Origin of the sequence: Mycobacterium asiaticum (assembly GCF_001668675.1) — a bacterium.
Classification (GTDB): domain Bacteria; phylum Actinomycetota; class Actinomycetes; order Mycobacteriales; family Mycobacteriaceae; genus Mycobacterium; species Mycobacterium asiaticum_D.
Genome location: NZ_LZKQ01000071.1, coordinates 31,185 through 44,252 on the forward strand (window position 1 = coordinate 31,185; position 13,068 = coordinate 44,252).

Genomic DNA, 13,068 nt, shown 5'->3' on the forward strand with positions numbered 1-13,068 from the left:
GCCGCCGAGTCTACTTCGCCAGCCGTGCGGATGGTTCGTCCAAAACGCTCCACCGCAGCAGTATGCCCGCCGCGCAAGCGCGGCGGGCACACCGTCTCCTATCGGGCTCGAAATCCAGCTCGGCGCTGCCTCAGCTGGCGTAGGACCGCAGGCGGTCGGCTCGCTCGCCGTGGCGCAGCTTGCACATCACGTCGCGCTCTATCTGGCGGACCCGCTCCCGGGACAGACCGAACAGCTTGCCGATCTGGTCCAGGGTGCGCGGCTGGCCGTCGTCGAGGCCGAACCGCAGCCGGATCACCTGGTGCTCCCGCTCGTCGAGCGTGGCCAGCACGCTGCGAATGTCGGTGTGCAGCAGCTCGGCGATCACCGCGTTCTCGGCGGACATGGCTTCCGCGTCCTCGATGAAGTCGCCCAGCGGGGCCTCTTCCTCGGAGCCGACCGGCATGTCCAGGCTCACCGGGTCGCGGCTGTGCTCGAGCAGGTCGTTGATCTTCTCGACCGGGATGCCGGACTCGGCGGCCAGTTCCTCGTCGGTGGCTTCCCGACCCAGATTCTGGTGCATCTCCCGCTTGATCCGGGCCAGCTTGTTGACCTGCTCGACAAGGTGGACGGGCAGCCGGATGGTGCGGCTCTGGTCAGCCATACCCCGGGTGATCGCCTGACGAATCCACCAGGTGGCGTAGGTGGAGAACTTGAAACCCTTTGCGTAGTCGAACTTTTCCATCGCGCGGATCAGACCCAGGTTGCCCTCCTGGATAAGGTCCAGCAGCGGCATCCCCCGGCCGGTGTAGCGCTTGGCCAGCGAAACGACCAGTCGCAGGTTGGCTTCCAGCAGGTGACGACGGGCGGCCTCGCCATCCTTGACGACAAGCGCCAGATCGCGTTTCCGGTTCTCGCCGAGGCGCTTCCGAGTCTCCAGCAGGTGCTCGGCGTACAGGCCCGCCTCGATGCGCTTCGCAAGTTCGACTTCGTCAGCGGCGTTCAGCAACGCCGTCTTACCAATGCCGTTCAGATACACGCGCACCAGGTCTGCCGCCGGGCTCTGAGCATCCAAGTTGTCGTCGACCCGGCTTGTGGTGGCATTAGCCATTGCGCCCTCCCGATTGGCTTGTCTTTGTCATGTGGTTAACGAGAAGCCCGGTCGCAGAGTTCCCACCGCTCCGCCATCTCACACGCTGTGACGTGCAGAAATACGGCGATGACCTGAGAATGTCCTGAGAAGTGGCGCGAGTGGACGGCTAGCGGGAACCGTCGGGGTCGATGACCTGCGCATCGGGTTGCGTCAGCGGATCACGACGCGGCTCCAGTGCCAGCCGTTCGGCGGTCGGGAACAACGGGGTGCGCTTGCGGGAATGGTCGAAGCGTCGGGGTTCGCCGGCGTCACGCGGGGGACGGTCGTTGGCGATCAGAACAGCCATCCACGGCAACGGTATTGAGGCAGCGACGATCAACAGAGATATCAAGCCGTTGTGCCAAGCGCCGTAAGCGATGGCCGCCAACAGCAACGCAGGGATGCGGAACGCCATGAGAGTGAGGTATTTACGCACCCGCGCGCGATGCTGCACCTCGTAGGAAGGTGCGGCAGCGGTGATGAGTACCGGTCGGCCCTCCTCGTCGAAACCGCCGAGCTCGGTGCCGCGCTTCATCCTTCCACTGTTCCACACGAAAACGCTTTTGGGTTCTCCGGTGTCAGTCGGCAGGTCAGGAGGCACAATGTGTGGCATGGACACCCAGACGATCGAACGCACCGATGCCGAAGAACGCGTCGATGACGGGACCGGCAGCGATACTCCCAAGTTCTTCCACTACGTCAAGAAGGACAAGATCGCCGAGAGCGCGGTCATGGGCAATCACGTTGTGGCGTTGTGTGGCGAGGTTTTTCCGGTCACCCGGGCCGCCAAGCCGGGCTCACCCGTCTGCCCCGACTGCAAGCAGATCTACGACCGGCTCAAGAAGGGCTGATCACGCCGTAGGTTCGACGTTGGCCGCGTCCGGGACCGCCTTCGACTGAGGTACTTCCGGTTCGTTCGTGCCGGTCATCGCTGCGGTGCGACGGGTCAGCCAGTTCCGCAACCGGTGTGCGTGGGTGGCCGGAGCGGGGAACTCCTCCTGGATGGCGGCGTTGAGTTCGGCGCCGATCATGATCGAGAAGCCGCCGAAGAACGCGAACAACAGGAAGGCGATCGGGGTGGCCAGCGCGCCGTAGGTGTAGCCGGTGCTGCCGATCCACCGCAGGTAAAGGCGCAGGCCCAGGGTCGCGACGGCGAACACCACGGTGGCCAGCACGGTGCCGGGTATCAGCCGGTGGGTGGGCAAGGGCACCGGTAGCGCCACCCGGTACAGGACGGTCACGCCGGCCATCAGGCCCAGGATCAGCGCCGGGTAATAGCCGTAGTGCAGCAGGTTCTGCAGTCCTATCGGGATGTGCTCGCTCACCTTGCGCGGTCCCACCACCGCCACGGGAGCTGTCGCCACCACGAAGACCAGCATCACGATGTAGATGAACAGCGAGAAGAAGCGCTGCCGCACCGGGTGGCGCAGCGGCGTCTGGTCGTGCGCCTCGACGATCGCGTCGACGAAGGACGAGATGGCTGAGGATCCCGCCCACAACGAGATCAGGAAACCCAGAGAGGCGACCTCACCGCCGGCGTGGGTGGTGATATCGCGGATCGTGGGCTCGATGATCTCGTTGACGACACTGGGGGAGAAGAAGCTACGCGCTGTGCCCAGAATGCTTTTGATGATCGCCGACAGGGTGTCCTTGCCGAACAGCGGAGCCACCCAAGCCAGCGTGCCCAGGATTCCCAACAGCAGCGGCGGCGTCGAAAGACACGTCCAAAATCCCGCTTCCGCGGACTCGGAGAAAATCGAATCGTCCCAGGCCTTGGCCAGCGCCCTTTTGAAAATGTGCCAAAAGTGGTGGCGGGACGGTTTCAGCGTTTCGGCGCTCATCCCGTCCAGCATTGCCGAAGATTACTCGCGCCGCCGACATTGCGGCGGGCGAGTTCGACGGATTTAGCTACCGCTCACCTCGAGGACGGCCGCCAGTTCAACCAATTTCGCTTCGTGCTCGTTGGCGTGGTGCTGGCAGAACAGCAGCTCGGCCCCCGAAGGCAGCTTGGCACGCACGCGGGCAGCGGCGCCGCAACGGTCGCAGCGGTCTGCCCGGGTGAGTTCGGGACTGGTCAGAGTTGCGTTCATGGCTCCTCCGTTCTGGCGATAATTTCACTCTGTCAGACGTTCGGAGTTTTCGCCTTGTTCCCCGACCGTTATGAGGTGTGTCGTTTCTCACGGATTTTCGGCGTGCGAAATGGGCATTCTTGGTGAGATGACTGCCCCGCGCGTGCTGGTCCATTTGTGCGGAATTCGGGACTGGGCCCAGGCGAGTCGGCGCGGGGGCATCGAACCGGACTCCCCGGACGGTTTCATCCACCTGTCCACGCCGGAGCAGGTCCATCTGCCGGCGAATCGACTATTCCATGGACGACGCGATCTGCTGTTGTTGTACATCGACGTCTCCGCTCTCGATGCGCCGTTGCGCTGGGAGAATGGAGTACCCACGGACCCGGAATCCATGCTTTTCCCGCACCTGTACGGCCCGCTGCCGTCGGCGGCGGTCATCAGGGCGGTCGAGTACCCGCCGGCGCCCGACGGCAGCTTCCCGCCCGCCCAGGGCACTACGTAGACGTCAGGTAAGCGTCGGCTTCGATCTCCACCAGCAGATCCGGCGCGATCAGCGCCGAGACCTCGACCATGGTGGTCACCGGGCGGATCTCGCCGAACACTTCCGCGTGCACCGCGCCGACCTCGCGCCAGCTGGTGATGTCGGTGACGTAGGTGCGGGTCCGGATCACATCGGCCAGTGTGGCGCCGGCTTGTTCCAAAGCAATCGCGATGCGGCTCAACGCATTTCGTGCCTGATCGGTCACATTGGTCCCGCTGCCGGTGGTGCCGGCCACCACCACGTGCGGACCCACGCGCACCGCGCGCGAGTAACCGACAATCGATTCGAACTCGGAGTCGGAGGAGATGTTGTGGCGGTCGGCTGGCATGGCCGTCACGGTACCGGCGCTGTCGCTTTACCTGCGGCGTGTCGGGCTGGTAGCAGTGCTGTGTGCGCAGATTCGCCTGGGTCGCCGTGGCCGTTCTGATCACCGGCTGCCTGGGTGTCCGGCAGCACTCCGGCCCCGGTATGAACGACGAGGTCCGAGACGGGACTTTGGCCTTCACCGTGACGGCTATTCACCTCGGTGTGCCCGAGACAGGGCACCGCACGGCGCAGGGTGTCTTCGTCGTCGTCAACCTGATGGTCAAGAACGACGGCCCCACCCCCCGGGCGGTGTACTGCCAAGACCAGATGCTCACCGACTTCTCCGGCAAAAACTACGAGCACGCGTTCAACCTCGACAGTCCCAACGATCGGACCAACATCGAGGCGGGCAAGCAGGTGCTCGTGACATGTGCGTTCGACGTCCCGAAAGCCATGCTGCCGGCCAGCATCACCCTGCGGGCGTCTCAGTTCTCCCACGGCGTGCGCGTGGCGCTGATGGCGGGGGGATGAACGCCTAGTCCAGGTAGTCGCGCAGTACCTGCGAGCGGCTGGGGTGGCGCAGCTTGGACATCGTCTTGGACTCGATCTGGCGGATCCGCTCCCGGGTCACCCCGTAGACCTGCCCGATCTCGTCCAGCGTGCGCGGCTGGCCGTCGGTGAGGCCGAACCGCAGCCGCACGACGCCGGCTTCGCGCTCCGACAGGGTGTCCAGCACCGACTGCAGCTGGTCTTGCAGCAGCGTGAACGAAACCGCGTCGACGGCGACGACCGCTTCGCTGTCTTCGATGAAGTCGCCGAGCTGGCTGTCGCCCTCGTCGCCGATGGTCTGGTCCAGAGAGATCGGCTCCCGGGCGTACTGCTGGATCTCCAGCACCTTCTCCGGGGTGATGTCCATCTCCTTGGCGAGTTCCTCAGGAGTGGGCTCGCGGCCCAGGTCCTGCAGCAGCTCGCGCTGGATGCGGCCCAGCTTGTTGATCACCTCGACCATGTGCACCGGGATACGGATGGTGCGGGCCTGGTCGGCCATCGCGCGGGTGATAGCCTGGCGGATCCACCACGTCGCATAGGTGGAGAACTTGTAGCCCTTGGTGTAGTCGAACTTCTCCACCGCGCGGATCAGACCGAGGTTGCCCTCCTGGATGAGGTCCAGGAACGCCATGCCGCGACCGGTGTAGCGCTTGGCGAGCGAGACCACCAGACGAAGGTTGGCTTCCAGCAGGTGGTTTTTCGCGCGATCGCCGTCGCGGCAGATCCACATCATGTCGCGACGCTGGGCGGCCGGCAGCTTCTCGCCGCGGTCGTTGAGCTCCATCATGAGCTGGGTCGCATAGAGGCCTGCCTCGATGCGCTTGGCCAGCTCGACCTCTTCCTCGGCGTTCAGCAGCGCCACTTTGCCGATCTGCTTGAGGTAGGCGCGCACCGAGTCGGCGGATGCGGTGAGTTCAGCGTCCTTGCGGGCCTGGCGCAGCGCCTCGGACTCGTCTTCGTCCCAGACGAAATCTCCGGAGGCCTTGTCCTTTTCGGTCGGCTCGGCGATCTCTTCGTCATCCTCGGCGGCGGCTTCACCGGCTGCGGCCACCGGAGCGGCCTCGCCGTCCTCGGCCTCACCGTCGGTGACTTCGAGTTCGGTGTCCTCGGCGTCTACGGCGACTTCCTCTTCCAGGTCGTCGAGGCTCAGGTCCGCGGCGTCGATCTCCAGGTCTTCGCCCGGCTCGACATCGATGTCGGTGTCCAGCTCGTCGCCGCCGTCCAGGGCGACGTCGACTCCGGTCGTGTCGTCGGCATCCGTCGGCTTTGCCGCGCCGCGCGTCGCCGGTGCCTTGGCAGCCTTGGCGCGGGTCTTCTTGGGAGCGTCACCGGCGCCGTCCGGCGCTGCCTTGGTGGCCTTGGTTGCCCGCTTTGCCGGAGCGGACCCGTTGGCGGCCTTGGCCGCCGTTCGCTTGGCGGGAGACTTTGCGGCGGTCCGTTTCACCGGCTCATCGGTGATCGGATTAGCCTTCGTCGCTGCCACATACACCCCTTCGGTTGGACGCACTTCCGGTGGGTCTGGGCATGGTTGACCGAAAGTGTCTGCTATGTCGAATGTCGGCGTTTGATATCAGCGTGAATACTCGCGCGCTATCGGTTGGGCGGCCGCCGACGACCATTGTAACTTCACCACGGGGTTGAACTGCCCGAGCAGACGAAATCAGTGCGTCACGTCGCGCGTCGAGGCCATCGCCGCGCCCACGATTCCGGCAGCGTTCTGCAGCGTGGCCGGCACCACCGGCGTGCGGTTTTCCAGCAAATGCACCCACTTGTCGGCCTTGCGGCTGATCCCGCCGCCGGCAATGAACAAATCCGGCCAGATGGCGTTCTCGATGGCCACGAGCACCCGGGTCACCTGTTTCGTCCATTTCTCGTAGCTCCACCCGTTCTTTTCTTTCACCGACGACGCCGCCCGGTGTTCGGCCTCTTTGCCGCCGACCTCGATGTGGCCGAACTCGGTGTTCGGAATCAGCTTGCCGTTGTGAATGACCGCCGAGCCGATCCCGGTCCCGAAGGTGAGCAGGACGACCAGGCCTTCGTGACCTTTGCCCGCGCCGTAGCGCTCCTCGGCCAGCCCCGCGGCGTCGGCGTCGTTGAGGATGGTGACGTCCTGACCATCGAGTTCGGCGCTGATGATGTCGTGGGCGTTAGTGCCGATCCACGATTTGTCCACGTTGGCCGCGGTCTGGACGATCCCGTGGGTGACGACGCCGGGGTAGGTCACTCCAAGCGGACCGGTCCAGCCGAATCCGTTGACGACTTCTGCGATCGTCTTGGCGACCGCCGCGGGCGTAGCGGGTTGGGGAGTCAGCAGTTTGATCCGGTCACCGATCAACTGCCCGGTGTCGAGGTCGACGATGGCGCCCTTGATGCCGCTACCGCCGACGTCGATTCCGAAACCTCGTCGCTGGCCGGCGCCTGCTGGTGCTGAGGCGGTGTCGCTTCCGGAAACGGTCATCGAAATCTCCTCGGCGAGACTGAGTTGTCCGCTCACCTTATAGCGATCTGCCGGGGTCGCCGGGTTACGCCGTTCGGGGAGTTGGCTTGCTGTGGTGCGATAGGCCAGTGACCGCGCCCGACAACCAGCCCGCACGGCTGCGCCGAATCGCCGAAACGGTGGCCGCCGAGGCGGCCGCGTTCGTGCGGGGGCGGCGCGCCGAGGTCTTCGACCCGCAGAACGGATCGGCAACCGGGTCCGCGGTGCGCTCCAAAACCACCCCCACCGATCCGGTGACCGTGGTGGACACCGAAGCCGAACGCCTACTGCGGCAGCGGTTGGCGCAGCTCCGGCCCGGTGACCCGATCCTGGGTGAGGAGGGCGGCGGGCCGACCGACCCGACGGCCGCGGGCTCGGTCACCTGGGTCCTCGACCCGATCGACGGCACGGTGAATTTCGTCTACGGGATCCCCGCCTACGCGGTGTCGGTCGGCGCGCAGGTCGACGGGGTCTCGGTGGCCGGAGCCGTCGCCGATGTGGTTGCGGGACGGGTGTATTCGGCCGCGGCCGGGCTCGGTGCGAGCGTCACGGACGAGTCCGGCAGCACCGATCTGCGGTGCACCGCGGTCGACGATTTGTCGATGGCGTTGCTGGGCACCGGATTCGGCTACGCGCCGCGGCGCCGGGTCCGCCAGGCCGCCTTGCTGGCCCAGATGCTGCCGGTGGTCCGCGATGTGCGTCGAATCGGTTCGGCGGCATTGGATCTGTGCATGGTCGCCGAGGGCCGGCTGGACGCGTATTACGAGCATGGCCTGCAGGCCTGGGACTGCGCGGCGGGTGCGTTGATCGCCGCCGAGGCGGGCGCGCGGGTGGTGCTGCCGGAGCCGGATGTGCCCGGCGCCGGGTTGGTGCTTGCCGCGGCGCCAGGCATCGCCGACGAGCTGCTGGACGTCCTGCGGCGATTCGGCGGTACCGATCCGATCCTGGATTGAACCGTCAGCAGCTGGTGGAGTGGATCTTGGCCAACAGGGCGTGATCTGCAGGCTCGGTGGCACCCGGGCGCAGGGTGGCGAGCACCGCGTCGATGTCGTCGTTGTGCGCCAGGGCGCTGAACTCGGTGCCCAGGGCCAGGTCGACGGAGTCGTCACCCCGGCCGTCGTGGAACAACTCGGTGCACGGTGCCACCAGCCACAGCGCCGCCGCGGTGGCTTGTCCGGCGGTGCCGAACCGGATCTGCCCCTGACAGTTGAGCCGGGTGCCGGCGTAGACGGGGTCATTGGCCGACGTCGGTTGCGCGAAGCCGAGGTCCTTCAGCGCGCCGGCGATGTCGCCCGCTTGCCCACCACGACCGCTGGCGTTGAGCACTCGCACCCTGGTGTCACTCAGTTTGGCGGGTGTGACGTCGATCATCTCGGTCCGGGAAACCTGTTCACCGAGCTTGGTCGGAGTCGCTGTGCCGGTGGGTTCCGGCGGGGGATTGCACACCGCGACCTCGTGGACGTCTGTCGGCCGGGTGAGTGCGACCGTCCACACCACGGCCGTCACTACGGCCAGGAAAATCACCACGATGATGGCGGGACGGGGGTTGCGCCGCCGGAAGGGCCGACCATGCTTGTCGAAGGCGGTACCCTCGGTAATCTGTGCGACCACACATGCACTCTAATCGCACGGTATTCACACCGTTTGAGGCCAAGGACTAGGGTCAATCCACTGGTGTGACGTAAATCACAGTCGATTGACCCGCAATACGGGCACGAATCGTTTGGTGCAGGCGTTCGACGCTGGTACAAAGCGTTCCTTGGACTGACGAGGGCCTTGGATTGACGAGGGCATAGAGGGGACAGGACGGATAGACGATGCCTACCGACTATGACGCTCCGCGGCGTACCGAGACTGATGATGTCTCGGAAGACTCGCTGGAGGAGCTGAAAGCGAGACGGAACGAAGCGGCGTCGGCCGTTGTCGATGTCGACGAATCCGAGTCCGCCGAGTCTTTTGAGCTGCCTGGCGCCGACCTCTCCGGTGAAGAGTTGTCGGTACGTGTGATTCCCAAGCAGGCCGACGAGTTCACTTGCTCGAGTTGCTTTTTGGTTCAGCACCGCAGCCGGTTGGCCAGCGAGAAGAACGGCGTGATGATCTGTACGGACTGCGCAGCCTGACGCTGCCGCAGTCAGCTTCGCAGGGCCGACAGCACCCGCTCGGGGTGGCGGCAGCTCACCAACCAGTACGGCGTCGGATCATCGGGATCGTCGAGAACCAGCAGAACCATCGGGCCTACCCATGCGCGATGCACGACGAAGGCCGCTGGGTCGAGTTGACGGCCCAGAGCGGCCGATTTGGCGGTTCGCGCTATTTCGGCGTAGCGGGAGATCACGGTGACGGGTAAGTGCGCCTGGCCGGCCCACAGTTGGACACTCCCGTCGTCGGCGGTCACCCGGATCTCGAGGCGTCCGAGCCACAGCAGCACGCCGGTCGCCAGAACGAACAGGGTGACGAACGGCAACCAGTCGGGCAGCGATCGCAACCCCAGGTTGAACTCGTACGCGACGATCCCCGCCAGCAGGAAACCCAGCGGCCACCACCACCAGGGCACCCACAGCCGCTCGCGGTATCGCACGCTCTGCGGCGCGACGCGCGTATCCGACACGCGGTCAAGGGTAATCTGTGGCCCCGTGTCGACCAGTCTGGCGGTAGTTCGTCTCGATCCGGATCTCCCGATGCCCAGCCGTGCCCACGACGGCGACGCAGGTGTCGATCTGTTCAGCGCCGAGGACGTCGAACTGGCGCCGGGACACCGGGCGCTGGTGGGCACCGGCGTCGCGGTCGCGATCCCGTTCGGGATGGTCGGCCTGGTGCACCCGCGCTCGGGATTGGCCTCGCGGGTGGGGCTTTCGATCGTCAACAGTCCCGGCACCATCGATGCGGGCTATCGTGGCGAGATCAAAGTCGCGCTGATCAACCTCGACCCCGCCACGCCGATCGTGGTGCATCGAGGTGACCGCATCGCTCAGTTGGTGGTGCAGCGGGTCGAATTGGTCGAGCTGGTCGAGGTCTCGTCGTTCGACGAGGCCGGGCTGGCCGAAACATCCCGTGGCGACGGTGGTCACGGTTCCTCCGGCGGACATGCGAGTTTGTGAGCGTCGACGACGATGCAGAGCGAAGCGATGAGGAGGAGCGGCGCAGTGCGGCCGTCGACGACGATGCAGAGCGAAGCGATGAGGAGGAGCGGCGCAGTGCGGCCGTCGACGACGATGCAGAGCGAAGCGATGAGGAGGAGCGGCGCAGTGCGGCCGTCGACGACGATGCAGAGCGAAGCGATGAGGAGGAGCGGCGCAGTGCGGCCGTCGACGACGATGCAGAGCGAAGCGATGAGGAGCAGCGGCGCAGTGCGGCCGCCGACGACGATGCAGAGCGGAGCCGATGGTGGCATTTGGTAAACGCAAAGACGACGACCCGAGCACTGTGGGCGAAGAGTCCTTGACCGGCGAACCCGAGGGTGCAGCGGACGAGGAGATCGAGGGCCCGTTCGACATCGAGGACTTCGACGACCCGGCCGACGCCGCGGTAGCCCGTTTGGACCTCGGCTCGGTGCTGATCCCGATGCCCTCGGCGGGCCAGGTGCAGGTCGAACTCACCGAAACCGGCGTTCCCAGCGCGGTGTGGGTGGTCACGCCCAACGGCCGGTTCACCATCGCCGCCTATGCGGCACCCAAGTCCGCGGGACTGTGGCGTGAGGTGGCCAGCGAGCTCGCCGACTCGCTGCGCAAGGACTCGGCCAAGGTCTCCATCAAGGACGGGCCGTGGGGCCGTGAGGTGGTCGGCACTGCGTCGGGCGTGGTGCGCTTCATCGGGGTCGACGGCTACCGCTGGATGATCAGGTGTGTGGTCAACGGGCCGCACGAGACCATCGACGCGCTGACCGATGAAGCGCGGGAAGCGTTGGCGGACACCGTTGTTCGGCGCGGTGACACACCGTTGCCGGTGCGGACGCCGCTGCCGGTCCAGTTGCCCGAACCGATGGTGCAGCAGTTGCGCGAAGCCGCCGCCGCTCAGGCCGCCGAACAAGGTGAACAGCCGGCAGAGGAGCAGCAGACCAACGAGCCGGTCGCCCGCCGCGGCGCCGAGGGTTCGGCCATGCAGCAGCTGCGCAGCACCAGCACCGGCGGCTAGTCAGCCTCGCTGAGCGCACTCAGGCAGGCGGCGCCCAGCGCGGCCGCATCCGCGCCGAACTCTTCCAGCGTCACCGTGCGCAGTGCGCCGCGCGGCGCTGCATTCGCCCAGTCGACCCCCACCTGAAGCGGGTGTATCGGGTCGTCGACCGCCGCGACGACGCCCAGCGGCGCCACCAGCCGCGCCAGTTCCGTCGCGTCGGGGGCACGGTAGGCCGCCGCCTCCTCCATCGCGTCGGGCAGCTGCGGCCATTGAGCCCGCCAGGAGCGGGCCAGTTCGTCGGCCAGCCAGGGCGGGCTGGACGCTTGCATCTGCGCCGTCGTGGCGTCCAGGCCGTCGCGGCGCAACTGCGCTGCCGTGTAGCGCGCGGCGTGCGCGGCTGGGGCTGAACTCGAATCGCCCGTCCAGGCCGGCAGCGCTGCGAGCACCGCCACGGTCTGCTTCGGATGGGCCAGCGCCCACGCGGTGGCCACCGCCGCCCCGATCGACACCCCGCCCACCGCGATCGGCCCCTCACTCGCCGCATCATCGAGGGCTGTCAGGTAGCCCTCGATCAGCCGACCGGGCTGCGGAGCGGGTGTGATTAACGCCGCACCTACACCCCGCAGGGGACCTGAAAACGCCCGCTGGACGTAGTCGTCGTCGGAGCCCGTCCCAGGCAGCAACACGGTTGTGACACCGCGCATATCGACAGCCACCCCCCCATCCTGCCGGGTGGGCAAAGTCACCTTGAGATCAGTGGTTTCATCTATGTGGCATCCGGGAACCAACAGGTCTACGGTGACCGTTGGCATGTTGGAATGCGAAAGAACTAGCAGACCTCAACGACGTCGAATTGTCAGGAGTGGCCATGGGGGCCCAAGGGTATCTACGCCGGCTCACCCGTCGGTTGACGGAAGACCCGGAACAACGCGACGTCGAAGAACTCTCCGATGAAGTCCTCAATACCGGCGCGCAGCGAGCCATCGACTGCCAGCGTGGCCAGGAGGTCACGATGATCGGCACGCTGCGCAGCGTGGAAACCAACGGCAAGGGCTGCTCGGGCGGCGTCCGCGCGGAATTGTTCGACGGCAGTGACACGGTGACACTGGTGTGGCTCGGCCAGCGGCGTATCCCCGGCATCGACTCCGGCCGCATGCTGCGGGTGCGTGGTCGGCTCGGCAAGCTCGAGAACGGCACCAAAGCCATCTACAACCCGCACTACGAAATCCAGCGTTGATCTCTTTGCATTCCCGTGAGCGATAACCGCTACAACGCTGAGCGCCTGCTGGCCCAGGCCGGCGGCGTAAGCGGACTCATCTATTCGTCGCTGCCGGTTGTGACGTTCGTCATCGCGTCCAGCGTTGCGGGGTTGCTGCCCGCCATCGTCAGCGCACTGATCACCGCGGGACTGGTATTGGTCTGGCGGCTGATTCGCCGGGACTCGGTCCAACCGGCGGTCTCCGGATTCTTCGGCGTCGCCGTGTGCGCCCTGATCGCCTACCTGGTGGGGCAATCCAAGGGCTACTTCCTGCTCGGCATCTGGATGTCGCTGGTGTGGGCCGTGGTATTCGCGATATCGATCCTGATCCGCCGACCGGTGGTGGGCTATCTGTGGGCCTGGGCCAGCGGCCGGGACAACAGCTGGCGCGGGGTGCCGCGGGCGCTCTACGCCTTTGACATCGCGACGCTGTCCTGGACGTTGGTGTTCCTGGCCCGTTTCGCGGTCCAGGGGCACCTCTACGAACTGGGCAAGACCGGCTGGCTCGGGGTCGCACGGATCGCCATGGGCTGGCCGCTGACGGCGCTGGCAGCGCTGGTGACCTACGGCGCCATCAGGGCCGTGCTGCGCGTAACGACGGAGCAGGAGCGCGCCGTCGACGAGGACCCGGTGCTGGACTGA

At 66.2% G+C, this 13,068-nt stretch carries 19 protein-coding genes and 1 pseudogene; 9 read left to right on the plus strand and 11 right to left on the minus strand.

What is annotated here, in order from left to right; all coding sequences use genetic code 11:
• Positions 1-130 precede the first annotated feature (130 nt).
• Positions 131-1,093, minus strand: a pseudogene (locus tag A9X01_RS06750) (sigma-70 family RNA polymerase sigma factor); the annotation flags it as partial.
• 145 nt (positions 1,094-1,238) lie between these two features.
• Positions 1,239-1,664, minus strand: coding sequence for a DUF3099 domain-containing protein (locus tag A9X01_RS06755; protein ID WP_081282247.1), 426 nt, complete (start codon positions 1,662-1,664; stop codon positions 1,239-1,241).
• A 58-nt stretch (positions 1,665-1,722) separates the two neighbouring features.
• On the opposite strand from A9X01_RS06755, the gene A9X01_RS06760 reads away from it, so the two are divergent.
• On the plus strand, positions 1,723-1,962 hold the full coding sequence (locus tag A9X01_RS06760; protein ID WP_036354970.1) for a DUF3039 domain-containing protein: 240 nt from the start codon (positions 1,723-1,725) through the stop codon (positions 1,960-1,962).
• Here the strand turns inward: A9X01_RS06760 and A9X01_RS06765 are convergent, their stop codons facing one another.
• Both A9X01_RS06765 and A9X01_RS06770 read right to left on the minus strand, forming a co-directional pair.
• Positions 1,963-2,952 (minus strand): YihY/virulence factor BrkB family protein, encoded by a 990-nt coding sequence (locus A9X01_RS06765; protein WP_065120092.1) that lies wholly within the window; start codon positions 2,950-2,952, stop codon positions 1,963-1,965.
• A gap of 63 nt (positions 2,953-3,015) precedes the next feature.
• Positions 3,016-3,201: a DUF7455 domain-containing protein gene (locus A9X01_RS06770; protein ID WP_036354972.1), complete on the minus strand. Its 186-nt coding sequence runs from the start codon at positions 3,199-3,201 to the stop codon at positions 3,016-3,018.
• Between the two features lie 127 nt (positions 3,202-3,328).
• Here A9X01_RS06770 and A9X01_RS06775 point away from each other — a divergent pair, with 127 nt between their 5' ends.
• On the plus strand, positions 3,329-3,685 hold the full coding sequence (locus A9X01_RS06775; RefSeq protein WP_065120093.1) for a DUF952 domain-containing protein: 357 nt from the start codon (positions 3,329-3,331) through the stop codon (positions 3,683-3,685).
• Here the strand turns inward: A9X01_RS06775 and A9X01_RS06780 are convergent.
• The gene (locus A9X01_RS06780; RefSeq protein ID WP_065120008.1) at positions 3,678-4,052 is read right to left on the minus strand and encodes a RidA family protein; all 375 of its coding nucleotides are present in this window, start codon (positions 4,050-4,052) and stop codon (positions 3,678-3,680) included. The two genes, A9X01_RS06775 and A9X01_RS06780, sit on opposite strands and share 8 nt — an antisense overlap.
• 62 nt (positions 4,053-4,114) lie before the next feature.
• Here A9X01_RS06780 and A9X01_RS06785 point away from each other — a divergent pair, with 62 nt between their 5' ends.
• Entirely contained in the window at positions 4,115-4,561 is a 447-nt protein-coding gene (locus A9X01_RS06785) for a DUF4352 domain-containing protein (RefSeq protein WP_065120009.1), read from the plus strand.
• 4 nt (positions 4,562-4,565) lie between these two features.
• On the opposite strand, the gene A9X01_RS06790 is transcribed toward A9X01_RS06785, so the two are convergent.
• Together A9X01_RS06790 and ppgK are read right to left on the minus strand one after the other, a co-directional pair.
• A complete protein-coding gene (locus A9X01_RS06790; RefSeq protein ID WP_065120094.1) occupies positions 4,566-6,062 on the minus strand; it encodes an RNA polymerase sigma factor in 1,497 nt (498 codons plus the stop codon).
• 177 nt (positions 6,063-6,239) lie between these two features.
• Positions 6,240-7,037: a polyphosphate--glucose phosphotransferase gene (ppgK, locus tag A9X01_RS06795; protein ID WP_155771968.1), complete on the minus strand. Its 798-nt coding sequence runs from the start codon at positions 7,035-7,037 to the stop codon at positions 6,240-6,242.
• Between the two features lie 107 nt (positions 7,038-7,144).
• Here ppgK and A9X01_RS06800 point away from each other — a divergent pair, with 107 nt between their 5' ends.
• Positions 7,145-8,008: an inositol monophosphatase family protein gene (locus tag A9X01_RS06800; RefSeq protein ID WP_065120010.1), complete on the plus strand. Its 864-nt coding sequence runs from the start codon at positions 7,145-7,147 to the stop codon at positions 8,006-8,008.
• Positions 8,009-8,012: 4 nt separating this feature from the next.
• On the opposite strand, the gene cei is transcribed toward A9X01_RS06800, so the two are convergent.
• Entirely contained in the window at positions 8,013-8,666 is a 654-nt protein-coding gene (gene cei, locus A9X01_RS06805; RefSeq protein WP_065120011.1) for an envelope integrity protein Cei, read from the minus strand.
• A gap of 206 nt (positions 8,667-8,872) precedes the next feature.
• Between cei and A9X01_RS06810 the strand changes: the two genes are divergently transcribed.
• Positions 8,873-9,175, plus strand: coding sequence for a DUF4193 domain-containing protein (locus A9X01_RS06810; protein ID WP_003919098.1), 303 nt, complete (start codon positions 8,873-8,875; stop codon positions 9,173-9,175).
• Positions 9,176-9,186: 11 nt separating this feature from the next.
• Here A9X01_RS06810 and A9X01_RS06815 read toward each other — a convergent pair whose 3' ends face one another.
• Positions 9,187-9,663, minus strand: coding sequence for a DUF3093 domain-containing protein (locus A9X01_RS06815; protein WP_065120012.1), 477 nt, complete (start codon positions 9,661-9,663; stop codon positions 9,187-9,189).
• Between the two features lie 25 nt (positions 9,664-9,688).
• Between A9X01_RS06815 and dut the strand changes: the two genes are divergently transcribed.
• Entirely contained in the window at positions 9,689-10,153 is a 465-nt protein-coding gene (dut, locus tag A9X01_RS06820) for a dUTP diphosphatase (RefSeq protein WP_065037530.1), read from the plus strand.
• Here dut and A9X01_RS29720 read toward each other — a convergent pair.
• Complete coding sequence (locus A9X01_RS29720) at positions 10,120-10,446, minus strand: hypothetical protein (RefSeq protein WP_155771969.1); 327 nt, start codon at positions 10,444-10,446, stop codon at positions 10,120-10,122. The two genes, dut and A9X01_RS29720, sit on opposite strands and share 34 nt — an antisense overlap.
• Between A9X01_RS29720 and A9X01_RS06830 the strand changes: the two genes are divergently transcribed.
• Positions 10,437-11,186, plus strand: a complete 750-nt coding sequence (locus A9X01_RS06830) for a DUF3710 domain-containing protein (protein WP_065120014.1) — start codon at positions 10,437-10,439, stop codon at positions 11,184-11,186. The two genes, A9X01_RS29720 and A9X01_RS06830, sit on opposite strands and share 10 nt — an antisense overlap.
• Here the strand turns inward: A9X01_RS06830 and A9X01_RS06835 are convergent.
• Positions 11,183-11,884 (minus strand): hypothetical protein, encoded by a 702-nt coding sequence (locus tag A9X01_RS06835; protein ID WP_065120015.1) that lies wholly within the window; start codon positions 11,882-11,884, stop codon positions 11,183-11,185. The genes A9X01_RS06830 and A9X01_RS06835 overlap by 4 nt on opposite strands.
• Before the next feature lie 152 nt (positions 11,885-12,036).
• Between A9X01_RS06835 and A9X01_RS06840 the strand changes: the two genes are divergently transcribed.
• Entirely contained in the window at positions 12,037-12,405 is a 369-nt protein-coding gene (locus A9X01_RS06840; protein WP_036354998.1) for an OB-fold nucleic acid binding domain-containing protein, read from the plus strand.
• A gap of 15 nt (positions 12,406-12,420) precedes the next feature.
• On the plus strand, positions 12,421-13,068 hold the full coding sequence (locus A9X01_RS06845; RefSeq protein ID WP_065120016.1) for a DUF3159 domain-containing protein: 648 nt from the start codon (positions 12,421-12,423) through the stop codon (positions 13,066-13,068).